The sequence below is a fragment of the Bacillus sp. MD-5 genome (genome assembly GCF_002201875.1).
GTDB classification, from domain to species: Bacteria; Bacillota; Bacilli; order Bacillales; family Bacillaceae; genus Bacillus; species Bacillus stercoris.
The window spans coordinates 4061345-4087500 of record NZ_CP021911.1 but is presented as its reverse complement, the minus strand read 5'-3'; the positions used below and the strand labels follow the sequence as shown (position 1 = coordinate 4087500).

At 46.6% G+C, this 26156-nt stretch carries 18 protein-coding genes, 9 tRNA genes and 5 rRNA genes (1 of these 32 cut by a window edge); all 32 read right to left on the bottom strand.

Going from position 1 to position 26156, the window contains the following annotated elements:
* Positions 1 to 1071 (bottom strand): 23S ribosomal RNA (locus CDO84_RS20830); it reaches 1857 nt to the left of the window's first position.
* Between the two features lie 170 nt (positions 1072 to 1241).
* Positions 1242 to 2791 (bottom strand): 16S ribosomal RNA (locus tag CDO84_RS20825).
* Positions 2792 to 2963: 172 nt separating this feature from the next.
* A tRNA-Ala gene (locus CDO84_RS20820) sits at positions 2964 to 3039 on the bottom strand.
* Positions 3040 to 3046: 7 nt separating this feature from the next.
* Positions 3047 to 3123, bottom strand: a tRNA-Pro gene (locus CDO84_RS20815).
* Positions 3124 to 3150: 27 nt separating this feature from the next.
* Positions 3151 to 3227, bottom strand: a tRNA-Arg gene (locus CDO84_RS20810).
* Positions 3228 to 3236: 9 nt separating this feature from the next.
* A tRNA-Leu gene (locus CDO84_RS20805) sits at positions 3237 to 3322 on the bottom strand.
* Positions 3323 to 3336: 14 nt separating this feature from the next.
* Positions 3337 to 3411: transfer RNA gene (locus CDO84_RS20800), tRNA-Gly, on the bottom strand.
* 40 nt (positions 3412 to 3451) lie between these two features.
* Positions 3452 to 3534: transfer RNA gene (locus CDO84_RS20795), tRNA-Leu, on the bottom strand.
* A 6-nt stretch (positions 3535 to 3540) separates the two neighbouring features.
* Positions 3541 to 3616: transfer RNA gene (locus tag CDO84_RS20790), tRNA-Lys, on the bottom strand.
* Positions 3617 to 3653: 37 nt separating this feature from the next.
* Positions 3654 to 3729: transfer RNA gene (locus CDO84_RS20785), tRNA-Thr, on the bottom strand.
* Positions 3730 to 3733: 4 nt separating this feature from the next.
* Positions 3734 to 3809, bottom strand: a tRNA-Val gene (locus CDO84_RS20780).
* Positions 3810 to 3831: 22 nt separating this feature from the next.
* Positions 3832 to 3947: ribosomal RNA gene (gene rrf / locus CDO84_RS20775) — 5S ribosomal RNA — on the bottom strand.
* 54 nt (positions 3948 to 4001) lie between these two features.
* Positions 4002 to 6929 (bottom strand): 23S ribosomal RNA (locus tag CDO84_RS20770).
* Between the two features lie 170 nt (positions 6930 to 7099).
* Positions 7100 to 8649 (bottom strand): 16S ribosomal RNA (locus CDO84_RS20765).
* Together the 16S, 23S and 5S rRNA genes with 9 tRNA genes alongside form the textbook arrangement of a ribosomal RNA operon.
* 309 nt (positions 8650 to 8958) lie before the next feature.
* Positions 8959 to 10458, bottom strand: coding sequence for a lysine--tRNA ligase (gene lysS, locus CDO84_RS20755; RefSeq protein WP_040081045.1), 1500 nt, complete (start codon positions 10456 to 10458; stop codon positions 8959 to 8961).
* Between the two features lie 91 nt (positions 10459 to 10549).
* Entirely contained in the window at positions 10550 to 11551 is a 1002-nt protein-coding gene (gene dusB, locus CDO84_RS20750) for a tRNA dihydrouridine synthase DusB (protein WP_040081046.1), read from the bottom strand.
* Positions 11552 to 11574: 23 nt separating this feature from the next.
* Positions 11575 to 11784, bottom strand: coding sequence for a helix-turn-helix domain-containing protein (locus CDO84_RS20745; protein ID WP_014662507.1), 210 nt, complete (start codon positions 11782 to 11784; stop codon positions 11575 to 11577).
* On the bottom strand, positions 11736 to 12239 hold the full coding sequence (gene folK / locus CDO84_RS20740; RefSeq protein ID WP_040081047.1) for a 2-amino-4-hydroxy-6-hydroxymethyldihydropteridine diphosphokinase: 504 nt from the start codon (positions 12237 to 12239) through the stop codon (positions 11736 to 11738). Before folK ends, CDO84_RS20745 begins: the two co-directional genes overlap by 49 nt.
* The gene (folB, locus tag CDO84_RS20735; protein ID WP_040081049.1) at positions 12236 to 12598 is read right to left on the bottom strand and encodes a dihydroneopterin aldolase; all 363 of its coding nucleotides are present in this window, start codon (positions 12596 to 12598) and stop codon (positions 12236 to 12238) included. Before folB ends, folK begins: the two co-directional genes overlap by 4 nt.
* Positions 12591 to 13448: a dihydropteroate synthase gene (folP, locus tag CDO84_RS20730; protein WP_040081051.1), complete on the bottom strand. Its 858-nt coding sequence runs from the start codon at positions 13446 to 13448 to the stop codon at positions 12591 to 12593. Before folP ends, folB begins: the two co-directional genes overlap by 8 nt.
* Complete coding sequence (gene pabC, locus CDO84_RS20725) at positions 13430 to 14311, bottom strand: aminodeoxychorismate lyase (RefSeq protein ID WP_014662503.1); 882 nt, start codon at positions 14309 to 14311, stop codon at positions 13430 to 13432. The genes folP and pabC overlap by 19 nt, the downstream gene beginning before the upstream one ends.
* Positions 14311 to 14895, bottom strand: a complete 585-nt coding sequence (gene pabA, locus CDO84_RS20720; protein WP_014475585.1) for an aminodeoxychorismate/anthranilate synthase component II — start codon at positions 14893 to 14895, stop codon at positions 14311 to 14313. The genes pabC and pabA overlap by 1 nt, the downstream gene beginning before the upstream one ends.
* Positions 14896 to 14908: 13 nt before the next feature.
* Complete coding sequence (locus CDO84_RS20715; protein WP_040082473.1) at positions 14909 to 16321, bottom strand: anthranilate synthase component I family protein; 1413 nt, start codon at positions 16319 to 16321, stop codon at positions 14909 to 14911.
* 163 nt (positions 16322 to 16484) lie between these two features.
* A complete protein-coding gene (gene cysK / locus CDO84_RS20710; RefSeq protein ID WP_014662501.1) occupies positions 16485 to 17411 on the bottom strand; it encodes a cysteine synthase A in 927 nt (308 codons plus the stop codon).
* Positions 17412 to 17486: 75 nt separating this feature from the next.
* Entirely contained in the window at positions 17487 to 18380 is an 894-nt protein-coding gene (locus CDO84_RS20705; protein WP_040081053.1) for a peptidyl-prolyl cis-trans isomerase, read from the bottom strand.
* Between the two features lie 46 nt (positions 18381 to 18426).
* The gene (hslO, locus tag CDO84_RS20700; protein ID WP_014662499.1) at positions 18427 to 19302 is read right to left on the bottom strand and encodes a redox-regulated molecular chaperone HslO; all 876 of its coding nucleotides are present in this window, start codon (positions 19300 to 19302) and stop codon (positions 18427 to 18429) included.
* Positions 19303 to 19313: 11 nt separating this feature from the next.
* The gene (locus CDO84_RS20695; protein WP_003218395.1) at positions 19314 to 20090 is read right to left on the bottom strand and encodes a type III pantothenate kinase; all 777 of its coding nucleotides are present in this window, start codon (positions 20088 to 20090) and stop codon (positions 19314 to 19316) included.
* Positions 20091 to 20282: 192 nt separating this feature from the next.
* The gene (gene ftsH / locus CDO84_RS20690; RefSeq protein ID WP_014662498.1) at positions 20283 to 22196 is read right to left on the bottom strand and encodes an ATP-dependent zinc metalloprotease FtsH; all 1914 of its coding nucleotides are present in this window, start codon (positions 22194 to 22196) and stop codon (positions 20283 to 20285) included.
* Positions 22197 to 22293: 97 nt separating this feature from the next.
* Positions 22294 to 22836: a hypoxanthine phosphoribosyltransferase gene (gene hpt, locus CDO84_RS20685; protein ID WP_014662497.1), complete on the bottom strand. Its 543-nt coding sequence runs from the start codon at positions 22834 to 22836 to the stop codon at positions 22294 to 22296.
* Positions 22833 to 24251, bottom strand: a complete 1419-nt coding sequence (gene tilS, locus CDO84_RS20680) for a tRNA lysidine(34) synthetase TilS (RefSeq protein WP_040081055.1) — start codon at positions 24249 to 24251, stop codon at positions 22833 to 22835. Before tilS ends, hpt begins: the two co-directional genes overlap by 4 nt.
* 103 nt (positions 24252 to 24354) lie before the next feature.
* Positions 24355 to 25371 carry a serine/threonine protein kinase PrkT gene (gene prkT / locus CDO84_RS20675; RefSeq protein ID WP_040081057.1) on the bottom strand — a complete coding sequence of 339 codons (1017 nt, stop codon included), beginning with the start codon at positions 25369 to 25371 and terminating at the stop codon, positions 24355 to 24357.
* Positions 25337 to 26074 (bottom strand): vWA domain-containing protein, encoded by a 738-nt coding sequence (locus tag CDO84_RS20670; RefSeq protein WP_082032930.1) that lies wholly within the window; start codon positions 26072 to 26074, stop codon positions 25337 to 25339. Before CDO84_RS20670 ends, prkT begins: the two co-directional genes overlap by 35 nt.
* Positions 26075 to 26156 lie beyond the last annotated feature (82 nt).

The following is a 26156-nucleotide window of genomic DNA, read 5'->3' as shown; positions in this document are numbered from 1 at the left end:
CCACTTAACGTATACTTTGGGACCTTAGCTGGCGGTCTGGGCTGTTTCCCTTTCGACTACGGATCTTATCACTCGCAGTCTGACTCCCAAGGATAAGTCATTGGCATTCGGAGTTTGACTGAATTCGGTAACCCGGTAGGGGCCCCTAGTCCAATCAGTGCTCTACCTCCAAGACTCTTACCTTGAGGCTAGCCCTAAAGCTATTTCGGAGAGAACCAGCTATCTCCAGGTTCGATTGGCATTTCACCCCTACCCACACCTCATCCCCGCACTTTTCAACGTGCGTGGGTTCGGGCCTCCATTCAGTGTTACCTGAACTTCACCCTGGACATGGGTAGATCACCTGGTTTCGGGTCTACGACCACGTACTCATGCGCCCTATTCAGACTCGCTTTCGCTGCGGCTCCGCATCTTCTGCTTAACCTTGCACGGGATCGTAACTCGCCGGTTCATTCTACAAAAGGCACGCCATCACCCGTTAACGGGCTCTGACTACTTGTAGGCACACGGTTTCAGGATCTCTTTCACTCCCCTTCCGGGGTGCTTTTCACCTTTCCCTCACGGTACTGGTTCACTATCGGTCACTAGGGAGTATTTAGCCTTGGGAGATGGTCCTCCCGGATTCCGACGGAATTTCACGTGTTCCGCCGTACTCAGGATCCACTCAGGAGAGAACGAAGTTTTGACTACAGGGCTGTTACCTCCTATGGCGGGCCTTTCCAGACCTCTTCATCTACCTCGTTCCTTTGTAACTCCGTACAGAGTGTCCTACAACCCCAAGAGGCAAGCCTCTTGGTTTGGGCTAATCCCGTTTCGCTCGCCGCTACTCAGGGAATCGCATTTGCTTTCTCTTCCTCCGGGTACTTAGATGTTTCAGTTCCCCGGGTCTGCCTTCTCATATCCTATGAATTCAGATATGGATACCACTCCATTACGAGTGGTGGGTTTCCCCATTCGGAAATCTCCGGATCAAAGCTTGCTTACAGCTCCCCGAAGCATATCGGTGTTCGTCCCGTCCTTCATCGGCTCCTAGTGCCAAGGCATCCACCGTGCGCCCTTTCTAACTTAACCGTTAAAAAGAATCACTATGTGATATCTTGTATTACTAATTGAATGTGATGTCTACTGTTATCTAGTTTTCAAAGAACACGTTTCGAAGGAATGATCCTTCAAAACTAAACAAGACAGGGAACGTTCTGTTTATAAGACCCAAGGTCTTATATTCCGTATAATATCCTTAGAAAGGAGGTGATCCAGCCGCACCTTCCGATACGGCTACCTTGTTACGACTTCACCCCAATCATCTGTCCCACCTTCGGCGGCTGGCTCCTAAAAGGTTACCTCACCGACTTCGGGTGTTACAAACTCTCGTGGTGTGACGGGCGGTGTGTACAAGGCCCGGGAACGTATTCACCGCGGCATGCTGATCCGCGATTACTAGCGATTCCAGCTTCACGCAGTCGAGTTGCAGACTGCGATCCGAACTGAGAACAGATTTGTGGGATTGGCTTAACCTCGCGGTTTCGCTGCCCTTTGTTCTGTCCATTGTAGCACGTGTGTAGCCCAGGTCATAAGGGGCATGATGATTTGACGTCATCCCCACCTTCCTCCGGTTTGTCACCGGCAGTCACCTTAGAGTGCCCAACTGAATGCTGGCAACTAAGATCAAGGGTTGCGCTCGTTGCGGGACTTAACCCAACATCTCACGACACGAGCTGACGACAACCATGCACCACCTGTCACTCTGCCCCCGAAGGGGACGTCCTATCTCTAGGATTGTCAGAGGATGTCAAGACCTGGTAAGGTTCTTCGCGTTGCTTCGAATTAAACCACATGCTCCACCGCTTGTGCGGGCCCCCGTCAATTCCTTTGAGTTTCAGTCTTGCGACCGTACTCCCCAGGCGGAGTGCTTAATGCGTTAGCTGCAGCACTAAGGGGCGGAAACCCCCTAACACTTAGCACTCATCGTTTACGGCGTGGACTACCAGGGTATCTAATCCTGTTCGCTCCCCACGCTTTCGCTCCTCAGCGTCAGTTACAGACCAGAGAGTCGCCTTCGCCACTGGTGTTCCTCCACATCTCTACGCATTTCACCGCTACACGTGGAATTCCACTCTCCTCTTCTGCACTCAAGTTCCCCAGTTTCCAATGACCCTCCCCGGTTGAGCCGGGGGCTTTCACATCAGACTTAAGAAACCGCCTGCGAGCCCTTTACGCCCAATAATTCCGGACAACGCTTGCCACCTACGTATTACCGCGGCTGCTGGCACGTAGTTAGCCGTGGCTTTCTGGTTAGGTACCGTCAAGGTACCGCCCTATTCGAACGGTACTTGTTCTTCCCTAACAACAGAGCTTTACGATCCGAAAACCTTCATCACTCACGCGGCGTTGCTCCGTCAGACTTTCGTCCATTGCGGAAGATTCCCTACTGCTGCCTCCCGTAGGAGTCTGGGCCGTGTCTCAGTCCCAGTGTGGCCGATCACCCTCTCAGGTCGGCTACGCATCGTTGCCTTGGTGAGCCATTACCTCACCAACTAGCTAATGCGCCGCGGGTCCATCTGTAAGTGGTAGCCGAAGCCACCTTTTATGTTTGAACCATGCGGTTCAAACAAGCATCCGGTATTAGCCCCGGTTTCCCGGAGTTATCCCAGTCTTACAGGCAGGTTACCCACGTGTTACTCACCCGTCCGCCGCTAACATCAGGGAGCAAGCTCCCATCTGTCCGCTCGACTTGCATGTATTAGGCACGCCGCCAGCGTTCGTCCTGAGCCAGGATCAAACTCTCCGATAAAGTAGTTTGACTGACTACGCACATCGCTGTGCGATTTATAAAAAATGAATTAACAGGTACGTTTTGTCTTGTTTAGTTTTCAAAGATCATTTTGTTTGTCTGCTTTGTTAAAGCAACTTTATTAGTATACAATGTCGCTTCTTCAAAGTCAACAACTCTTTTTAAAAACTTTTGGTGGAGCCTAGCGGGATCGAACCGCTGACCTCCTGCGTGCAAAGCAGGCGCTCTCCCAGCTGAGCTAAGGCCCCATGAAAATGGTCGGGAAGACAGGATTCGAACCTGCGACCCCATGGTCCCAAACCATGTGCTCTACCAAGCTGAGCTACTTCCCGATTTCCTATCTATTCTATTAAAAGATATGGCGCGCCCGAGAGGAGTCGAACCCCTAACCTTTTGATCCGTAGTCAAACGCTCTATCCAATTGAGCTACGGGCGCAAAACATAATGCCGAGGGCCGGACTTGAACCGGCACGGTAGTCACCTACCGCAGGATTTTAAGTCCTGTGTGTCTGCCAATTCCACCACCCCGGCGTGGATGGTATAGTTGGAGCGGAAGACGGGATTCGAACCCGCGACCCCCACCTTGGCAAGGTGGTGTTCTACCACTGAACTACTTCCGCAGACAGGATGTCCAGCTTTTCTAACTGTCATCCTATATAATGCGGGTGAAGGGACTTGAACCCCCACGTCATAAAGACACTAGATCCTAAGTCTAGCGCGTCTGCCAATTCCGCCACACCCGCGTAAAATGGTGAGCCATGAAGGACTCGAACCTTCGACCCTCTGATTAAAAGTCAGATGCTCTACCAACTGAGCTAATGGCTCTTCTTACAAGAGACTTGAGTATTATATCATATAAAAGTGGTGCCGGCAAGAGGACTTGAACCCCCAACCTACTGATTACAAGTCAGTTGCTCTACCAATTGAGCTACACCGGCAAAATGGTGGAGGATGACGGGCTCGAACCGCCGACCCTCTGCTTGTAAGGCAGATGCTCTCCCAGCTGAGCTAATCCTCCATAATTGCACTAACGTGCAATTGCTTGGCGGCGTCCTACTCTCACAGGGGGAAACCCCCGACTACCATCGGCGCTGAAGAGCTTAACTTCCGTGTTCGGTATGGGAACGGGTGTGACCTCTTCGCTATCGCCACCAAACAAATTGAGAGTGTTCTCTCAAAACTAGATAACAGGTATGACATCATTCAAAATGTGGTTAAGTCCTCGATCGATTAGTATCTGTCAGCTCCATGTGTCGCCACACTTCCACCTCAGACCTATCAACCTGATCATCTTTCAGGGATCTTACTTCCTTGCGGAATGGGAAATCTCATCTTGAGGGGGGCTTCATGCTTAGATGCTTTCAGCACTTATCCCGTCCGCACATAGCTACCCAGCGATGCCCTTGGCAGAACAACTGGTACACCAGCGGTGCGTCCATCCCGGTCCTCTCGTACTAAGGACAGCTCCTCTCAAATTTCCTGCGCCCGCGACGGATAGGGACCGAACTGTCTCACGACGTTCTGAACCCAGCTCGCGTACCGCTTTAATGGGCGAACAGCCCAACCCTTGGGACCGACTACAGCCCCAGGATGCGATGAGCCGACATCGAGGTGCCAAACCTCCCCGTCGATGTGGACTCTTGGGGGAGATAAGCCTGTTATCCCCGGGGTAGCTTTTATCCGTTGAGCGATGGCCCTTCCATGCGGAACCACCGGATCACTAAGCCCGACTTTCGTCCCTGCTCGACTTGTAGGTCTCGCAGTCAAGCTCCCTTGTGCCTTTACACTCTGCGAATGATTTCCAACCATTCTGAGGGAACCTTTGGGCGCCTCCGTTACCTTTTAGGAGGCGACCGCCCCAGTCAAACTGCCCACCTGACACTGTCTCCCCGCCCGATAAGGGCGGCGGGTTAGAAGGTCAATACAGCCAGGGTAGTATCCCACCGATGCCTCCACCGAAGCTGGCGCTCCGGTTTCCAAGGCTCCTACCTATCCTGTACAAGCTGTACCAACATTCAATATCAGGCTGCAGTAAAGCTCCACGGGGTCTTTCCGTCCTGTCGCGGGTAACCTGCATCTTCACAGGTACTATAATTTCACCGAGTCTCTCGTTGAGACAGTGCCCAGATCGTTGCGCCTTTCGTGCGGGTCGGAACTTACCCGACAAGGAATTTCGCTACCTTAGGACCGTTATAGTTACGGCCGCCGTTTACTGGGGCTTCAATTCGCACCTTCGCTTACGCTAAGCGCTCCTCTTAACCTTCCAGCACCGGGCAGGCGTCAGCCCCTATACTTCGCCTTACGGCTTCGCAGAGACCTGTGTTTTTGCTAAACAGTCGCCTGGGCCTATTCACTGCGGCTCTCTCGGGCTTGCACCCTAACAGAGCACCCCTTCTCCCGAAGTTACGGGGTCATTTTGCCGAGTTCCTTAACGAGAGTTCTCTCGATCACCTTAGGATTCTCTCCTCGCCTACCTGTGTCGGTTTGCGGTACGGGCACCTCTCACCTCGCTAGAGGCTTTTCTTGGCAGTGTGGAATCAGGAACTTCGCTACTATATTTCGCTCGCCATCACAGCTCAGCCTTATGGGAAACGGATTTGCCTATTTCCCAGCCTAACTGCTTGGACGCGGATATCCAATACCGCGCTTACCCTATCCTCCTGCGTCCCCCCATTGCTCAAATGGTGAGGAGGTGGTACAGGAATATCAACCTGTTGTCCATCGCCTACGCCTTTCGGCCTCGGCTTAGGTCCCGACTAACCCTGAGCGGACGAGCCTTCCTCAGGAAACCTTAGGCATTCGGTGGAGGGGATTCTCACCCCTCTTTCGCTACTCATACCGGCATTCTCACTTCTAAGCGCTCCACCAGTCCTTCCGGTCTGGCTTCACAGCCCTTAGAACGCTCTCCTACCACTGTTCGAAGAACAGTCCGCAGCTTCGGTGATACGTTTAGCCCCGGTACATTTTCGGCGCAGAGTCACTCGACCAGTGAGCTATTACGCACTCTTTAAATGGTGGCTGCTTCTAAGCCAACATCCTGGTTGTCTAAGCAACTCCACATCCTTTTCCACTTAACGTATACTTTGGGACCTTAGCTGGCGGTCTGGGCTGTTTCCCTTTCGACTACGGATCTTATCACTCGCAGTCTGACTCCCAAGGATAAGTCATTGGCATTCGGAGTTTGACTGAATTCGGTAACCCGGTAGGGGCCCCTAGTCCAATCAGTGCTCTACCTCCAAGACTCTTACCTTGAGGCTAGCCCTAAAGCTATTTCGGAGAGAACCAGCTATCTCCAGGTTCGATTGGCATTTCACCCCTACCCACACCTCATCCCCGCACTTTTCAACGTGCGTGGGTTCGGGCCTCCATTCAGTGTTACCTGAACTTCACCCTGGACATGGGTAGATCACCTGGTTTCGGGTCTACGACCACGTACTCATGCGCCCTATTCAGACTCGCTTTCGCTGCGGCTCCGCATCTTCTGCTTAACCTTGCACGGGATCGTAACTCGCCGGTTCATTCTACAAAAGGCACGCCATCACCCGTTAACGGGCTCTGACTACTTGTAGGCACACGGTTTCAGGATCTCTTTCACTCCCCTTCCGGGGTGCTTTTCACCTTTCCCTCACGGTACTGGTTCACTATCGGTCACTAGGGAGTATTTAGCCTTGGGAGATGGTCCTCCCGGATTCCGACGGAATTTCACGTGTTCCGCCGTACTCAGGATCCACTCAGGAGAGAACGAAGTTTTGACTACAGGGCTGTTACCTCCTATGGCGGGCCTTTCCAGACCTCTTCATCTACCTCGTTCCTTTGTAACTCCGTACAGAGTGTCCTACAACCCCAAGAGGCAAGCCTCTTGGTTTGGGCTAATCCCGTTTCGCTCGCCGCTACTCAGGGAATCGCATTTGCTTTCTCTTCCTCCGGGTACTTAGATGTTTCAGTTCCCCGGGTCTGCCTTCTCATATCCTATGAATTCAGATATGGATACCACTCCATTACGAGTGGTGGGTTTCCCCATTCGGAAATCTCCGGATCAAAGCTTGCTTACAGCTCCCCGAAGCATATCGGTGTTCGTCCCGTCCTTCATCGGCTCCTAGTGCCAAGGCATCCACCGTGCGCCCTTTCTAACTTAACCGTTAAAAAGAATCACTATGTGATATCTTGTATTACTAATTGAATGTGATGTCTACTGTTATCTAGTTTTCAAAGAACACGTTTCGAAGGAATGATCCTTCAAAACTAAACAAGACAGGGAACGTTCTGTTTATAAGACCCAAGGTCTTATATTCCGTATAATATCCTTAGAAAGGAGGTGATCCAGCCGCACCTTCCGATACGGCTACCTTGTTACGACTTCACCCCAATCATCTGTCCCACCTTCGGCGGCTGGCTCCTAAAAGGTTACCTCACCGACTTCGGGTGTTACAAACTCTCGTGGTGTGACGGGCGGTGTGTACAAGGCCCGGGAACGTATTCACCGCGGCATGCTGATCCGCGATTACTAGCGATTCCAGCTTCACGCAGTCGAGTTGCAGACTGCGATCCGAACTGAGAACAGATTTGTGGGATTGGCTTAACCTCGCGGTTTCGCTGCCCTTTGTTCTGTCCATTGTAGCACGTGTGTAGCCCAGGTCATAAGGGGCATGATGATTTGACGTCATCCCCACCTTCCTCCGGTTTGTCACCGGCAGTCACCTTAGAGTGCCCAACTGAATGCTGGCAACTAAGATCAAGGGTTGCGCTCGTTGCGGGACTTAACCCAACATCTCACGACACGAGCTGACGACAACCATGCACCACCTGTCACTCTGCCCCCGAAGGGGACGTCCTATCTCTAGGATTGTCAGAGGATGTCAAGACCTGGTAAGGTTCTTCGCGTTGCTTCGAATTAAACCACATGCTCCACCGCTTGTGCGGGCCCCCGTCAATTCCTTTGAGTTTCAGTCTTGCGACCGTACTCCCCAGGCGGAGTGCTTAATGCGTTAGCTGCAGCACTAAGGGGCGGAAACCCCCTAACACTTAGCACTCATCGTTTACGGCGTGGACTACCAGGGTATCTAATCCTGTTCGCTCCCCACGCTTTCGCTCCTCAGCGTCAGTTACAGACCAGAGAGTCGCCTTCGCCACTGGTGTTCCTCCACATCTCTACGCATTTCACCGCTACACGTGGAATTCCACTCTCCTCTTCTGCACTCAAGTTCCCCAGTTTCCAATGACCCTCCCCGGTTGAGCCGGGGGCTTTCACATCAGACTTAAGAAACCGCCTGCGAGCCCTTTACGCCCAATAATTCCGGACAACGCTTGCCACCTACGTATTACCGCGGCTGCTGGCACGTAGTTAGCCGTGGCTTTCTGGTTAGGTACCGTCAAGGTACCGCCCTATTCGAACGGTACTTGTTCTTCCCTAACAACAGAGCTTTACGATCCGAAAACCTTCATCACTCACGCGGCGTTGCTCCGTCAGACTTTCGTCCATTGCGGAAGATTCCCTACTGCTGCCTCCCGTAGGAGTCTGGGCCGTGTCTCAGTCCCAGTGTGGCCGATCACCCTCTCAGGTCGGCTACGCATCGTTGCCTTGGTGAGCCATTACCTCACCAACTAGCTAATGCGCCGCGGGTCCATCTGTAAGTGGTAGCCGAAGCCACCTTTTATGTTTGAACCATGCGGTTCAAACAAGCATCCGGTATTAGCCCCGGTTTCCCGGAGTTATCCCAGTCTTACAGGCAGGTTACCCACGTGTTACTCACCCGTCCGCCGCTAACATCAGGGAGCAAGCTCCCATCTGTCCGCTCGACTTGCATGTATTAGGCACGCCGCCAGCGTTCGTCCTGAGCCAGGATCAAACTCTCCGATAAAGTAGTTTGACTGACTACGCACATCGCTGTGCGATTTATAAAAAATGAATTAACAGGTACGTTTTGTCTTGTTTAGTTTTCAAAGATCATTTTGTTCACTTCGTTCAAGCGACTTTATTATTATAACTCGTTGACTCAGTGAAGTCAATAACTTTTTTTGAAGTTCTTTTTTCGTTATCGCCTTGTTTAGCGGCAACGAATAATAATATACCACCTTGTAAATAATAGTGCAATAGTTTTTTTGAAGAAATACTAAGCAATTTAAAAAGAGCGGTATCCTCCATAGAGAAAGGATACCGCTCTTCTTTATTAGCGTTGTCTCATTTGCGGGAATAACAGCACATCGCGAATAGAAGGGGCATTCGTCAACAGCATAACCAGACGGTCGATACCGATGCCTAAACCTCCTGTTGGCGGCATACCGTATTCCAGAGCTTCAACAAAGTCTTCATCCATTAGATGAGCTTCATCATTACCGGCTTCACGTTCTTTTAGTTGCTCTTCAAAGCGTTCTCTTTGATCAATAGGATCATTCAGCTCTGTAAACGCGTTGGCATGTTCACGGCCGACGATAAACAGTTCAAAACGGTCTGTAAAACGCGGGTCCTCAGGGTTTTTCTTAGCAAGAGGAGAAATTTCTACAGGATGCCCGTAAATAAACGTTGGCTGAATAAGCGTTTCTTCAATTTTTTGTTCGAAGAATTCGTTGATGATATGCCCTACTGTCATAGAATCTTTAATTTCTACACCGTGTTCTTTTGCATATTCCCGCGCCTGTTCAACAGTAACCTCTTTCCAGAAATCAACGCCAGTCGCTTCTTTGACTGCGTCAACCATATGGATTCTTTTCCACTCCGGTTTAAGGTCGATTTGCTCTTCCCCGTATTGAATTGTAGTTGTGCCAAGCACTTCTTGGGCGATATGAGCGACAAGGTTTTCAGTTAAGCTCATGATATCTTTATAGTCCGCATATGCTTCGTATAATTCAATCATCGTAAATTCAGGGTTATGGCGTGTAGAGACACCTTCGTTACGGAAAACACGGCCGATTTCATATACTTTTTCTAAACCGCCGACAATTAGGCGTTTTAGGTGTAGTTCAATTGCAATACGCATATAGAGTGGAATATCTAACGCATTGTGGTGAGTGATAAATGGACGTGCAGAAGCTCCCCCAGGAATGCTGTGCATTGTAGGTGTTTCTACTTCTAAGTATCCATGATCATCAAGATATCTTCTCATAGCTTGAATGATCTTGCTTCGGGTAATGAATGTATGTTTGCTGTCCGGGTTTACGATAAGATCCAGGTAGCGTTGACGATAGCGCTGCTCAACGTCTTTTAAACCATGGTATTTGTCAGGAAGCGGACGAAGCGCTTTTGTCAGCAATTCAAAGGAAGTTGCCTTAACAGACAATTCGCCTACATTTGTTTTGAAGACTTTTCCGGTTACGCCGATCAGATCACCAAGGTCAGAAGACTTGAAGATTTCATACTGGTCGTCACCGACACTGTCTTTTCTTACGTAGATTTGGATTTGCCCTTCTAAGTCCTGAATATGAGCAAAGCCGGCTTTTCCTTTGCCGCGTTTTGTCATCATGCGGCCTGCGATTGTAACTTCAATCGCTTTTTCTTCTAACTCTTCTTTGGTTAGATCTTGATATGCCGAAATAACTTCTTGAGACTGATGAGTTCTTTCAAAACGTGCCCCAAATGGATCGATGCCGTTATCTCTCAGCTGATTCATTTTATCGCGTCTGACTTGCAGCTGATCATTCAATTCTTCATGGTTATGCTCTTCTTGACTCATTGTTATCACTCCATTACAGTTATTGTTTCATGAAAAAAGCAGAAAAACTGCCAGCGTAAAACTAGCAGTGAGCAGCAAATAGAGGTGGGTATTATCCTACTTTTGCATTTTGAAGCTCTTTTGCCTCAACTTCAACCGTAAACGCATCTAAAAGCTGTACAAACTCTTCTCTTGTCTCGCAATGATTGATTTCATTACGAACGTTCGCATTGCCTTTTACACCTTTCAGATACCATGCAGCATGCTTTCTCATTTCTCTTACCGCTACGTTTTCACCTTTTAAGTCAATCAGGCGGTCAAGATGCAGTTTGCATACGGCCATTTTTTCGCGTACTTGCGGCTCTTCTTTTAATTCACCTGTTTCAAGATACTGAACCGTACGGTAAATCATCCACGGGTTGCCCAATGCAGCGCGTCCGATCATGACACCGTCTACTCCTGTTTCATCAAGCATGCGCTTAGCATCCTGCGGTGTTTTAACATCGCCGTTTCCGATAACCGGAATCGAAACGGATTGTTTCACTTCCTTGATGATGTCCCAGTTTGCCGTTCCTTCATACATCTGCACTCTCGTACGGCCGTGAAGCGCAACTGCTTTACCGCCCGCACGTTCTACAGCTTGTGCATTTTTTACCGCGAAAATATGGTCTTCATCCCAGCCCATTCTCATTTTCACTGTTACTGGTTTATCGACGGCATCTACTACTGCAGAAACCATCTCATAAATCTTATCAGGATCAAGAAGCCATTTGGCTCCCGCATCGCATTTTGTAATCTTTGGCACAGGACATCCCATGTTAATATCAATGATATCAGCAGTTGTGTTCTGGTCTACAAACTTCGCCGCTTCCACAAGGGTATCCTTTTGTCCTCCGAAAATTTGTAGGCTTAGAGGTTTCTCACGTTCATCGATATAAAGCATACCCATTGTTCTTGCATTGTTGTAAAGGATCGCTTTGTCACTGACCATTTCAGCGCATACCAATCCGGCTCCGAATTCCTTTACAGTCAATCTGAACGCAGAGTTGCAGACACCAGCCATAGGTGCGAGCACAACCCGGTTTTTCAATTGAATATTTCCGATTTTGAACAATTTTTCTCCTCCTTTCGTTTGTTCTATTTTTCTGGCGGTGCCAATTCGTCCGCACTTATATTTAAAACATCTGCCGCATCTTGAATGATGACAGCCGACGGCAATCGGTTTCCGCGTTCAATTTCGCCGAGAATAGAAACTGATATACCTAACGCCTTTGCAAATCCTTCTTGAGTATAACCTTTCAGCTTTCTGAATGCACGAATTCGTCTACCCCAGATTTCTGCTTCCATACTCTTACACCTTCTTGGTTTGTTTCAGCGCTTGTAGCCTCTTTTTCAACCTGCTGGCAAATTTCCGCAAGCGGCGCAAGGACAAACAAACGCTCATACATTCTCGGATGCGGAACAATTAGTTGCTCTGTTTCAATATTTTCACGATTAAATAACAAAATGTCAAGGTCTGCCGTCCGCGGCCCCCATCTTACTTCCCTTGTTCTGCCTAATTCGTTTTCTATCTGCTGCGTCAGTTCAAGGAGTTCAAAAGGGTTAAGTGATGTTTTGATTTCAACAGCCATATTCAAAAACTCATCTTGGTCTTCGTATCCGACCGGGTCAGTTTCGTAAATAGACGACACGTTAGTGACTGTCACAGCAGCATGCTGATGCAGCAGTGACACTGCTTGCCTTAAATACGTTTCTCTATTTCCAATGTTAGATCCAAGTGCAATATAAGCTATGTTGTTCATGACTTTTTTCTCGTGATTTCAATTGCTACTGATTTATAGTGTCCCGGAATTGGCGGATCTGGCTTAATGACTTTCACCGTACATTGCTGAACCGGCTGAAATTGTTTGAGAACAGTGTCGGCAATACGTTCTGCCAGCGTTTCCACCAATTTTACAGGCTCCCCTTCCACGATATCTTTACATACGTGATAGAGCTCAGCATAGTTGATCGTTTGCTCAAGGTCGTCTGTTTGTCCGGCTTTGCTTAAATCCAGCTCAGCGGTTAAATCGACTTTAAACCGCTGGCCAAGTTTGTTTTCTTCTTTGAACACACCGTGATATCCGTAAAACTCCATACCTTCTACATAAACTTTATCCATGGTGCACCCCTCCCTTATTCAGCATCGCGTCCATCATTTTCGACATTCTGGCAATTTGTTTTACATCATGGACCCTGACAATGTCACAGCCTTTTTGAATGCCGAGACACACAGTCGCGCCCGTGCCCTCAGCCCGCTCCTCGGGCGGAAGATCCAGAACACGTCCGATGAATCTTTTGCGGGAGGTTGCCAGAAGAACCGGATATCCCAATCCGCTGAAAATCTCCAGCTTGTTCATCACTGCCAAGTTGTCGTGATAGGTTTTCGCGAAACCGATACCGGGATCAAGAATAATGTTCTTCTCGTCTACTCCAGCCTCAACAGCAATTTTTACACTCTCCATTAAGTCCGACAGCATATCCGGCAATAAGTCATTGTAGTTTCTTTCTGGGCGGTTATGCATGAGAACAATCGGAACATTGTGTTCAGCTGCAACGGAAGCCATCCTCGGATCATGTTTGGCTCCCCAAATATCATTGATAATGGATGCGCCGGCTTTCACAGCTTCATCTGCGACAGAAGCCTTGTACGTATCTACAGAAATAGGAACACCAAGCTCCTTTGTTATTCTCTCAATCACCGGAATGACTCTGGACATCTCCTCATCTTCAGACACGCACTCAGCGCCAGGCCTTGTCGATTCTCCTCCGATATCTATGAGATGGGCACCGTCATCGATCATCTCTTTCGCGTGCAGCAATGCCTTGTCCAAGCTGTCATACTTCCCGCCGTCCGAGAAAGAGTCAGGCGTTACGTTTAAAATTCCCATCACCAGCGTCTTCTCTTTATATGATAAAGCGCTGGGCTTGGTGTGGATGACTTGTGTTTGATTTATCGTTTGCTGCGCCATGCTCTTCCTCCCTTTTCATGTATCATGTTCTTTATCTCTTTTTTATATAGCAATTGAAGAGCGGAGACTGCTTCTCCGCTTTGGCTTCCATAGGTTACTTCTTCTATTTTAGTAAACGGGATGATTTCAAGAACCGAGTTCGTCATCCACGCTTCGTCAGCTGTCAAGAGAGCTTCTAGCTCATATCGGCCCGTTTTGAGATCCAGACCTGCATTCTTTGCATTTTCTATGATAAAACGCCTCGTGACGCCGTCCAGAATACCAGTATCAAGCGATGGCGTATAGATACAGCTGCCTTTTCTCCAGAAGACATTAGATATGATACCCTCTGCAACAGCTCCATCCTCCGTTAAGAATATTCCCTCGACACGCGGGTTATTTCCAATCTCCCGTTTCGCATACATATTATTTAGATAATGATGAGATTTTAACCGGAACGATCCCTCTGGAGTGTTTCTCCGTATCGATAAAACCTTTCCTTCTTTGTGCAATGGGAGGCTTTCTGGTTTCAGCTGATTCACAAAGCATAAAACGGTCGGCTTATCGTACGTCTGGGCGACAAAGCCTTTATCGCTGATCCCCGCTGATATGTTCAGTCTGACGCGGGCATTTCCATCCTTGATATCATTTAGCTTTAGCAGCTTGTCCAACATCTCAAGGATCTCATGCTTTGAAACAGTATATTCAATTTGCAGATCCTTAAGCGCGCGTTCAAGCCGTTCTATATGCCAATCAATCAAAAACGGGCAGCCTTCGTAGAGCCTGAAGGTTTCGAAAACACCGATCCCGTATAAAAAACCATGGTCAAAAGGAGAAAGAACTGCATCTTTCTCCTCCATATACCGGCCGTTCACATATATCATCACGCAATAACTTCCTTGCGGTATGTCTCAATAAAATTTCTGAGCATTTCTTTTCCAAAGGAGGTCATGATAGACTCGGGGTGAAATTGCACGCCCTCTATCGGGAGGTCATTGTGGCGAATAGCCATGATTTCTCCTTCTTTCGTTTGGGCTGTTACTGTAAAACAGCTTGGCAGCGTCTCAGGTTTTACGATCAGCGAGTGGTAACGTGTCGCAACAAGGGGATTCTTCAACCCTTCAAAAATGGTCTTGCCGTCATGCTCGATATCCGAGGTTTTCCCGTGCATAAGCCGTTCTGCCCTAACCACGTCGCCACCGAACACTTGTGCAATGGACTGATGTCCAAGGCACACACCGAAAATAGGAATTTTCCCTGCAAAATGTTTAATGGCTTCGAGGCTGATTCCCGCCTCATCAGGGCTGCACGGTCCGGGAGATATCATCAGAAAGTCCGGAGACAGTTCTTCAATTTCTTCGATTGTGATGCTGTCATTGCGTTTCACAACCAGCTCTTCCCCAAGCTCGCCCAAATACTGTACCAAGTTGTACGTGAATGAATCGTAGTTATCAATCATTAAAATCATTTCTCCGCTCACCTCATCTAATTTTTGTCTCTTCTTTGCTCAGCTCTAACGCCTTTTGCATCGCAAAAGCTTTTTTGAATGATTCCCTGTATTCATGCTTTGGAACAGAATCAATCACAACTCCTGCGCCGGACTGCATAAATGCCTGCCCTCCGGTTGCATAAATGGTTCGAATAACGATATTAAACTGCAGATCGTGATTATATCCAAACCATCCTATAGATCCAGTATAAAGCCCGCGGCGTGTCGGCTCAAGTTCTTCTATAATTTCCATTGTCCTTACTTTTGGTGCACCTGTAATGGTCCCTCCAGGAAACACAGCATGAATAATATCTACAGCATCATACCCATCCTGCAGTTCACCCTGGACGTTAGACACAATGTGCATCACATGCGAGTATTTTTCAATCGCCATGAATTCATTCACGCGCACAGACCCGTAACGTGATACTCTTCCCAGATCATTTCGCTCAAGATCAACCAGCATGACATGTTCCGCGCGTTCTTTTTCGTTGTGGATCAATTCGTTTGCAAGCGCCTCATCTTCTTCATTCGTTTTCCCTCTGGAACGGGTGCCAGCGATCGGTCTCGTCTCTAATCGTTTGCCCTTTTTGCTGACAAGCAGTTCAGGCGATCCGCAAATGATTTGGAAATCAGGCGTTTCTAAATACGCCATGTACGGAGAAGGATTTACTTCTCTCAAGGTTTTGTAAATTTGATATGGATGAGCTGGCAGTGACTGTGACTGCCTTATTGATAGATTAACTTGAAACACATCTCCGTTGGCAATGTATTGTTTGATTTTCTCTACAGCTTGTGAGAATCCATCCTCGGTAAATGGCGCCGCGAAGGAACCATCTGTTTTAGGCTTCATCTCTCGCGAAGGGACAGCGGGAAGCTCAGTCAGCCACATCTGCTCTAACTCAGATAGTTTCACATCCGCTGTTTCCTGATCAGAGTCATTTACATGAGTAATCAGCCATAGAGATTCTTCTTGATGGTCATAAACCGCTATATCATCAAAAACAAGAAAATAAATATCTGGCGTTTCTAGATCATCTAACGAGAGCATTTTAAAATTTTCAATATAACGTGCGTAATCATAGCTGAGAAACCCGATTGCTCCGCCTTGAAAGTCGGGGAACTCATGATTCGTTTCTGTTTCCAGTGTTTTAAACCAGCTGTGGAAGGCCCGTAATGGGTCACCTTCTCTAAACAGCATGTCATCACCATGCTTAATAGTCGTTATTCCGTCTTTTCCTTTTACAGTCGCAATTGGATCAAGACCGGCTATACTGTATCTGCCGCCTCTTGCACTTTCGAGAAGTACATGGTGTTTTCGGGATTGCGCAAGTTTCTCAAATTGTTGTAAGAATGAGTCTTTTTGAAAAGGTACTTTTTTGCCTGCCGGTCTGCGTTGTGCCATTTGTATCATTCCTCTATTTTCTTTTTTGCTTGTTTTCATTGTAAAGCAATGTTGTTAGTGAAAAAAGTGAATTTCTCTTCCAAGAATAACATTCGTCGCAGACATGGCATATTTGATGCACGAAATAAAAAAACTCCCGGCGAACCGGGAGTTTTGGCTTTTTTTAATCGAATTGATACAGCGGCGTGCTTAGATAACGTTCACCGTTACTTGGAATGATGGCCAATACTTTTTTGCCTTTTCCGAGTTTTTTCGCTACTTGAAGTGCAGCATAAATTGCCGCACCCGATGAGATGCCTCCGAGAATTCCTTCTTCACGTGCAGCTCTGCGGGCATATTCGAATGCTTCTTCATTCTTCACCGGGAAGATTTCATCGTATACTTCAGTGTTTAAGATGTCCGGCACGAATCCAGCTCCGATTCCCTGAATTTTGTGGGGGCCTGGTTTTCCTCCTGAAAGCACTGGGGAATCTGACGGTTCAACAGCGTAAATCTTGATGGAAGGGTATGCTTCCTTCAGTACTTCGCCAGCTCCCGTAATCGTTCCGCCTGTGCCAATTCCGGCTACAAATGCGTCAAGCTGGTCGTCACCGAATTGCTCAACGATTTCTTTACCCGTTGTTTGGCGGTGAATTTCTGGGTTAGACGGGTTGTTGAACTGCTGCGGCACAAAGTATCCGTGCTTTTCAGCAAGCTCTTCAGCTTTCTGAATGGCGCCTTTCATGCCTTCCGCACCAGGAGTCAGCACAAGCTCAGCACCGTATGCGCGAAGAAGGTTGCGGCGCTCCATGCTCATTGTATCAGGCATAACCAAAATAGCTTTTAATCCTTTAGCAGCAGCAACCATTGCAAGCCCGATTCCAGTATTTCCGCTTGTCGGTTCAATGATTGTATCACCGGCTTTTAATTTTCCTTCTTTTTCAGCCGCTTCAATCATGGCTAAACCGATACGGTCTTTTACACTGCTTCCAGGGTTCATGTATTCAAGCTTTAGATATACATCCGCACTGTTTTCATCTGCAAGGCGATTTAATTTAACGATTGGCGTATTCCCAATTAATTCAGTAATGGAGTTTGCTACACGTACCATTCTCGACACCTCAATTTCCGACTATTTGTATTGGTATTATGTATATAATCTATCAATTTCAAAATTTTTTGTCAATCACTTAGTACTTTTTTCCCCATAAAACCAAGATACATCGGCTTCTTTCCAAAGTGTTTTAACTGTCGCTTTATCGCCAAGCTGATCCATTGCGATTTGCCGTCTGATCTGGTCCTTTACTTCATCATATGAGAATGTTCTTGCTTTTAGTTTTTCTTTAAGCTGGATAATGGCATATCCATTGCTGACCTTGATGGGTTCCTGAGACCATTCATCCGTTTTGAGTGTTTTCGCCTCTTCAATGTATGCTGACGGAATGTTGTCTGATGCCTCTGTGACAAAACCTAAATCTCCGCCGTATGGTGATGTATATCTGTCAGTAGATCTCTCCGCCGCGACAGCTTCAAAGCTTGAGCCGCCTTTCAGTTCTTTCAGGACTTCTCTCGCTTCTTCTTCATCTTTTACAACAATGTGCCGAATTCGATACGAATCATCAAACTGATATAGTTCCTTATTTTTATGATAAAATGATTCCAATTCTTTGTTTGAGATGTCGATATCCCTTGTTAACAATTGTTCAAGGAGGATATTATAACGAATTTGGTCTTTCCACTCTTTCTCAGTCGTATGTTCATCTTCGTAAAAGGAATTATTGACCGCTTTGATCAGCAAAAACTCCCGATCAATTTCGCTTTTGGATACTTTAAGGTTGTTCTTTTTGGCCAGCTGCTCAACGACTCGGACATTGATCATATCTTCAAGCGTTGACTTCCCATACTGGTCTTCCATTTCTTTCAGCCATTCTTCTCTTGTCACACTCTTGCCTCCGATAGTCGCAATAGACTCACCGGATGACGATGCGCCGGCTTGGGATTTCGTCAGCGTATACGCAACAGCAATACAGCAAACCAACAGCGCCCCTAAAATAATGGTCCAGATTGTTCTTGATTTCAAACCTGCTTTCAGCCCCTTTTCTCAAATTAAAAACCCGCTAAAGAGCTTAGCGGGTAGTTTGGTCACGAAGCCCTTCCAGCTCTTCTTTTGTAAATAAGTACTTTTCATTACAAAAATGGCATACTGCTTCGGCTTGTCCATCTTCTTCTATCATATCTTGAATTTCTTTTTTGCCTAGTCCTAAAATGGCTGTTTCGAACCGTTCTTTTGAACAAGGACAATGGAATCTGACAGGCATTGTTTCCAAAATCTCTGGTTTCTCACCTAGGACTTCTTCTAAAATTTCTTCGGGTGTCAATCCCTTTTGGATGAGCTTAGAAATCGGCTCAACTTGAGATAGGCGCTGTTCAATTTTTGTGATGGTTTCGTCATCTGTTCCCGGCATCAGCTGAATAATAAAGCCCCCTGCCGCAAGAATGGTATTGTCAGGATTGACGAGCACACCTACACCCACTGATGAAGGTACCTGCTCAGATGACACAAGATAGTAAGTAAAATCATCTCCTAATTCTCCTGAAACGATTTCTACTTGTCCTGTGAAGAACTCACGCAAACCTAAATCTTTTACAACACTTAACGTTCCGCTTGTTCCAACCGCACGTCTGACATCAAGCTTGCCTTGTTCATTTAAATCGAAATGAACTTGTGGGTTAGAGACATAGGCTCTGACTTCTCCTTTGGCATTGGCATCAGCTACAATAGCTCCAATCGGACCTCCGCCCTCGACTTTCACAGTCAGCTTATCTTCGCCCTTCAGCATAGCGCCGAGCATAAGTGAAGCTGTCATTGTGCGCCCTAATGCAGCGGATGCTGTCGGCCACGTACCATGGCGTCTCTGTCCTTCATTTACCATATCAGTCGTTCTCGCTGCATAAGCCCGAACTTTTCCGTCATACGCAAGTGCTTTTACTAAATAATCCATTACAAAACCTCCTATACACTTCCTACGCGGTTTCTTTCATAAATCAATTCCAGCCCTTTTAGGGTTAGGAATGGATCAACGATATCAATACAATCTGATTCGTTTGCAATGAGCGGCGCCAGTCCTCCTGTCGCAATGACCTTTGGTTCCTGTTTTGCCTGCCATTTCATTCGCTTAACGATTCCTTCCACTTGGCCGACATAGCCAAATAAAATTCCAGATTGCATCGCGCTTACAGTGTTTTTTCCGATAATATTGTCGGGCCGGGTAATTTCGATACGCGGTAGCTTCGCTGCACGTGAGTAAAGCGCCTCTGTCGAAATTGTAATCCCAGGAGCGATCGCCCCGCCCATGTATTGTTTGTTTTCGTCAATATAGCAGTACGTTGTGGCTGTTCCAAAATCAACGACAATTAATGGATTGCCGTATAAGTGTATCGCAGCGACAGCATTTACGATTCTGTCTGCCCCCACTTCTTTCGGATTGTCGTATTTTATATTTAAACCAGTTTTCATACCCGGACCGACAATTTGCGGTTCGATATGAAAGTATTTTGTGCACATTCTTTCTAACGCAAACATGATTGGCGGCACTACTGATGAAATAATGATGCCATCTATCTGTTCAAACATAAGCCCGGAATGCTCAAATAACGAGCGTAAAATCATTCCAAACTCATCTTCTGTTTTATGCCTGCTTGTTTCTATACGCCAGTGATATTCTAATTTTCCATCATGATATACACCAAGTACAGTATTGGTGTTCCCAACATCGATAACCAGTAACAACCTCTATCACCACTTTTGAATAGTTTCTCTACTTTACTTTTTACAAACATTCTACAATACCATACACGATCAGCGGCTCATTTGTAAACAAATCGATACCAGAATTGGATGATTGTAAAAGACGCAGCTGAGCCCATCAATTACATAAAAAAACTGCCAGCGTCAGCCGGCAGTTTTTAGAGAGAAAGCGAATTATTCTTTCGTATCGTCTTTCTTTTCTTCTGTTTTTGTCAGAATGTTTACTTTCACATCATCATTTTTCTCATCATCAGAGAAATTGCGTTCTGGCAATGTTCCATGATCGACAAGGTGTTTGATTTGTTCAGCGTCAAGCGTTTCAACTTTCAGAAGCGTTTGGGCAATCAATTCAAGCTTGTCACGATTTTCAGTCAGGATTTGTTTCGCGCGTTCATAACATTCTTTGATGATGCGCTGAATTTCCTGATCAATTTCGTAAGCGATTTGATCACTGTAGTTCTGTTCGTTGTTGAAATCACGGCCTAAGAATACCTGACCGCCCTGAGACTGTCCAAATTGCAACGGCCCCAGTTTTTCTGACATACCGAATTCCGTAACCATTCGTCTTGCAATATTCGTCGCACGCTGGAAGTCATTGTGCGCTCCTGTGCTGACTTCACCGAAGATAATCTCTTCAGCAACACGCCCGCCCAAGAGGCCGACAATTTTATCAAGCAGCTCCGGCTTCGTTTGGAAGTAACGGTCTTCTCTTGGCAGCATAACAGCATAACCGCCAGCCTGACCCCGAGGTACAATCGTTACTTTATGAACCATATCTGCCTCATCTAAAACGAGTCCGATAACAGTGTGTCCGCCTTCGTGATAAGCCACGATATTGCGTTCTTTCTTGGAGATAACGCGGCTCTTCTTAGCAGGTCCGGCAATTACACGGTCCGTCGCTTCGTCAATATCACGCGCATCGATTTTTTTCTTATTTTGACGAGCCGCCACAAGCGCAGCTTCATTCAAGAGATTTTCTAAGTCAGCGCCTGAGAAGCCTGGTGTTCTCATGGCAATTGATTTAAGGTTAACCGTTTCATCCAGCGGTTTGTTTCTCGCATGGACTTTCAATACAGCTTCACGGCCAATGACATCTGGACGATCCACTGTGATTTGACGGTCAAAACGTCCCGGACGAAGTAAGGCTGGGTCCAAGATGTCCGCACGGTTCGTCGCAGCAATGATGATAATTCCTTCATTAGCGCTGAATCCGTCCATTTCAACAAGCAATTGGTTTAGCGTCTGTTCACGTTCATCGTGTCCGCCGCCGAGACCCGCTCCACGCTGGCGTCCCACTGCGTCAATTTCATCAATGAAAATCAAACAAGGCGCATTCTTTTTCGCATTTTCAAACAAGTCACGCACACGGGAAGCACCGACACCTACAAACATTTCAACGAAATCAGATCCGCTGATGCTGAAGAATGGTACGCCGGCTTCACCTGCACAAGCCTTGGCGAGCAATGTTTTACCGGTACCCGGAGGTCCGACTAAAAGCACGCCTTTCGGTATTCTGGCGCCAAGCTCGGCAAACTTGCGGGGATCTTTCAGAAACTCAACAACTTCAACGAGTTCTTGCTTTTCTTCGTCAGCCCCTGCAACGTCTTTAAATTTGACGCGTTTCTTTTCCTCTGTATACAGCTTCGCCTTACTCTTACCAAAGTTCATGACACGGCTGCCGCCGCCTTGAGCCTGATTGAGCAGGAAGAAAAACAGAATAAAGATAATAACAAACGGGATGATGGTCGTCAGAAATGTCACCCATCCGCTTGTTTCTTGAGCGGGATCAACCTTTACGTCCGTTTTTTTCAAAGCGTTAAATATCTGGTCTGCTCCCTTTCCTTCAGGAACATGAGTCAAAAAGTATTGATCTTTGTCGTAGTTTTTCAGCTGCCCTTTTACCTCATAAACACCTCTGACAGGCTGAACCGATACGCTATCAACTTTCCCGTCATCCAGGTTTTTGATGAACGTACTGTACGACATATTTTCTGTTTTCGGATTTGAGGTCTGGAAGTAGCTCACAACCCCGATTACTACTAATAAAATAAGTAAATAAAAAATGGTATTACGGAAGACCCGATTCATTCCTTACCTCCTCCCACAGTAAGCACAACTATGTTCAATAGTACCATAGAAAATCATTCCAATACAAACAATAACCATCTCGGAAGCAGGCTGCCGATCAGCTTTCATAAACTGCCGGTTTTAACACTCCGATATAAGGCAGATTGCGATAGCGCTCAGCATAATCAAGTCCGTAACCCACTACAAACGCGTCAGGAACTTCAAAACCTACAAAGTCTGCTTTGATGTCCGCTTTTCTTCCGCTCGGTTTATCCAAAAGGGTAACAATCTTAATTGATTTTGCTTTACGGTATCGGAAGAGCTCTACGAGATAACTTAAGGTTAACCCACTGTCGATGATATCTTCAATAATTAAGATGTCCCGGCCCTCTACAGATGTATCCAAATCTTTAATGATTTTGACTTCTCCAGAAGAAACCGTAGAATTTCCATAGCTTGATACATCCATGAAATCCATTTCCAAATATGTATCAATATGCTTGATAAGATCCGCCATAAAAGGAAGTGCTCCTTTTAACACACCGATTGCCAACGGAAATGTATCTTGATACTCGCTCGTTAATTCTGCGCCTAACTCTTTTACTTTCTCTTGTATCTCTGCCTCTGAGATCAATACTTTCTCGATATCATGTTTCATCATGATTTTGCTTGCCCCCTACACTTTTCATGCTGTCTATATTGTAATACAATGCGGTCGCTGTTTGGAATCACAAGATCTTCAAAAATTGATTTTTTCAAGCCAGGTATCCAGATAATTTCACCGCTTGCGTCCGTCACAATCGGCCAGTTGTCTCTTTCTTGGAGAGGCATTTTCTTATCAATAAATATATCCTTTACCTTTTTTGAGCCGTTCATCCCTTTTAGTTTGATCCGGTCTCCAGCTTTTCTTGTCCGGATAGTTAAGGGAAATTGCACCTTTTTTTCACTTGTGATAAAAACAGCATTCCCATGTTCTTCAGGCGAATCCGTATAATGCTTTGCCTCTATCAGATATCCATTGGGGAGCACTGCCGTTTCATCAGCAGCTCCGCTTATTTGGTATTCAAAGGGAACATTTTTGCACTGCCATTGTTCAAATGTAAACAAACATGTCTGATATGATTTGACCACCTTCAGCCCTTTCGGAAAGTCCAATACTCCTGAAGGACCGCCATTTTCCGCCCAATCAAGAAACTGTTGAATGTGATGGGCTGAAAAGGATGATGGAACGTTTTCATAAAGATAGTTTAATATTAGTTGAACTCCTCTTCTTTGTAAAGGCATCGGGAGGGCAAGCAATTGAGAGGAATTGATTTCAACTGATGTATTAGACTGGCTTGTGATTACTTTATTCATTTCATCTTTCGTTAATGACTGTAAGAATTGCTCATCTTCCGTCAGTGCTTCACTCACTTTCTGAAACCTTTTATGCACATCCGGAGACTCCTTTTTCAAGAACGGGAGCACTGTTTTTCTGAATCTGTTTCTTGTGTAGTCATCTTTGGCGTTGCTTTCATCCGTCCGGTAGCTCAAGCCGTTTTCACGGCAATAGCGAAGGATCTCTTCCTTTGTAATCGTTAGGAACGGCCTGATGATCCGCCCCGTCCCAAAACGTCTAACCGGCTGCATTCCCGCAAGCCCCGTTCCAAGCGCGCCCTTAGCCAATCTCATAAGCATTGTTTCAACCTGGTCATCTCCATGATGAGCAAGCGCCAGATAGTCCGCTTGGTGCTTTGACATGATTTCCTCAAAAAACTGATAGCGGCAATCACGTGCTGCAGCCTGCTTATTGAGTCCTTTTTCCTGTGCATATGCGGTTACATTGATTTGAGCCGTTTCACACACGAGCTGTTGAGCCTTACAATAAGCTTGGACAAAACGCATATCCTCCTCGGATTCCGCGCCTCTGAACCGATGATCAACGTGAGCTGCAATAAGATTTGCTGAACGGCCGCATAAAGTATGCAATGCGTGAAGAAGAGCCATTGAGTCCGGACCGCCGGAAACGCCTACAATAATTGTCGCCCCTTTTAACGTAAGATTGTGTTTGTTTAAAAAATCTTTGACACTTTTCACAATGTCCTCCTCACAATGAGCAGGTATTTTAAAGATATTCATATCCTATCACTTTCAATCCCTCCAAGCAAAGAAGAAGCATAGGCTCTGGAGTTTGCGCCATTCAGATTAAGAAAAAGATAATGTAGGCGAAATAAAGCGCTAAAACACTGATCACGATGAGCGTTGTTTCAAATACCCCCCCAGACTTAGCCGGTTTCTGTTTTGGGGTGTACCGGGTCTTCGCTACTTTTCCTTGACGAGGTTTTTGCTGCCTCTGTCGTGCGGCAGGCTGCGGTGATGTTTTTACAGGTTGTTTTCTTTGTACTGCTTTTTGCCCCGCGTCGAGCATATCCTTCTTCATTTCATCTGCGGATTGATATTCTCCGTTCAAGGCTGAAAGAAGCACTTTTTTATACTTATGCAGCAACGGGTTACCTTCAATGAGCGACCTAAGCTGTTCTTTGGGCTGGTTTGTTTTCTTAAATTCTTTTTTGTGCACACTGTTGATCATAATCATAGCAACCGCGAACAAATCGTAGGATGGCTCTGCCTTTCTTGTTCCATACCCCCAATAGCCTCTGTCATAAAACTCCGTATACTCTTTTATCGCCCGGCCTTCCTTTGTCGTGCCGCCCACATCAATACAGCGGATCCTTGCGGGCGGGCCAGTTACGATCAGATTATCAGGTTTAAGATCGCCGAATATCCATCCTTGCTGGTGAAGCAGCGATAAACTGGATAATAGCTGAATCATTAATACCGGTATCCATTCTGCTCCTTTATCACTGACATACTTCAAAAGCAGCGGCCCTTTTATGTATTCCATTGCATAAAATGAAACTTTCGTATTGGCACTGGGAATATAGGCATCATCCGTATCAAAAAAAGAAGGCCCCATCGTAACGGACTGGGCCTTTGAGAAAGATTTCAAGACATTCACTTCAGAAGTAATAGACAGGCTGTCATCACTCACCTTTAAGGCAACATGTCCATCTGATGCTTCTGCCAAATACACAATTCCATTGGCCCCTTTACCAAGCTGTTTACGCAATGTATAAGTGTTTCCATTCCACTTGCCTTTGATTGTCGTACCAGGCTTTAGGCTACATGCCAAACTCGTCAAAGCGTCGTTCATCATCTGCCAGCATGCCCCTTCTTGAGCGTATTTTTTCGAATTGCAGTGTCGCTTCACGAATCGCCGGACCTGTCGGCGTGATGCCTCCTGTCGAAAGCTTTGCAAAGAGGGTGGAAAGAGATTGCAGCTTCGGTGTCCAGTTCAGCACAAGCTCGACTTCTTGTTTTTTCCCGGGAAATATACACATCGCAAATTCGTTATTCCCGATTCGGGAATTGAGGCTGACAGACAAATCAATCAGCGCCTCTTTTACTGTTGGAAGCTTTGGCGCCATACTTGCACTTGTATCAACAAGAACCAAAACCTGAAGATGCACCGTTTCTCCAAGCTCGTCTACCACTTCCATGACTTCGCCGCGTTTTTCCGGAGAAAGCTCTTCTATTTCCACATTCTTTCCGAGAATTTGTTTCAGTTCTTGATTGACGACACCTTGCAGGGTTTGCGTCATCGCTTTTTTTGTTACCATTTGAACGGTTTGTGAAAGCTGAGATGCATAAACGACCTGGTGCACGCCGCCTCCGGCAAGCGCAATCCCTTCAACTTCCTTCATAGCCTCAGGGTCAATTTGATTTTCTTCCATTATACCTATGACGTTTACCGTAATCCCCTGCTCTTTAGCAAAAGCAGCCATTGCAAGCGGGTCTTCCCCATGGTTCGAGCAGCCATCCGTTATCAGCAAAATTTGATTTAAATGTCCGTTATTCACATTCATTCCTCCTGGAGAATACGAGGATTCTCAGATTCATATATTCCCATCTTCGCCAGAAGAAATTTGATTTATACGGAAG

What these genes read in the sequence shown, in the direction of transcription:
- folK (WP_040081047.1), bottom strand. Translation starts at nt 12,239, where the DNA reads ATGAACAACATAGCTTATATTGCACTTGGATCTAACATTGGAAATAGA.
- folP (WP_040081051.1), bottom strand. Translation starts at nt 13,448, where the DNA reads ATGGCGCAGCAAACGATAAATCAAACACAAGTCATCCACACCAAGCCC.
- folB (WP_040081049.1), bottom strand. Translation starts at nt 12,598, where the DNA reads ATGGATAAAGTTTATGTAGAAGGTATGGAGTTTTACGGATATCACGGT.
- CDO84_RS20745 (WP_014662507.1), bottom strand. Translation starts at nt 11,784, where the DNA reads ATGGAAGCAGAAATCTGGGGTAGACGAATTCGTGCATTCAGAAAGCTG.
- CDO84_RS20715 (WP_040082473.1), bottom strand. Translation starts at nt 16,321, where the DNA reads ATGGCACAACGCAGACCGGCAGGCAAAAAAGTACCTTTTCAAAAAGAC.
- pabC (WP_014662503.1), bottom strand. Translation starts at nt 14,311, where the DNA reads ATGATATATGTGAACGGCCGGTATATGGAGGAGAAAGATGCAGTTCTT.
- lysS (WP_040081045.1), bottom strand. Translation starts at nt 10,458, where the DNA reads ATGAGTCAAGAAGAGCATAACCATGAAGAATTGAATGATCAGCTGCAA.
- prkT (WP_040081057.1), bottom strand. Translation starts at nt 25,371, where the DNA reads ATGATGAACGACGCTTTGACGAGTTTGGCATGTAGCCTAAAGCCTGGT.
- hpt (WP_014662497.1), bottom strand. Translation starts at nt 22,836, where the DNA reads ATGATGAAACATGATATCGAGAAAGTATTGATCTCAGAGGCAGAGATA.
- pabA (WP_014475585.1), bottom strand. Translation starts at nt 14,895, where the DNA reads ATGATTTTAATGATTGATAACTACGATTCATTCACGTACAACTTGGTA.
- cysK (WP_014662501.1), bottom strand. Translation starts at nt 17,411, where the DNA reads ATGGTACGTGTAGCAAACTCCATTACTGAATTAATTGGGAATACGCCA.
- hslO (WP_014662499.1), bottom strand. Translation starts at nt 19,302, where the DNA reads ATGGATTATTTAGTAAAAGCACTTGCGTATGACGGAAAAGTTCGGGCT.
- ftsH (WP_014662498.1), bottom strand. Translation starts at nt 22,196, where the DNA reads ATGAATCGGGTCTTCCGTAATACCATTTTTTATTTACTTATTTTATTA.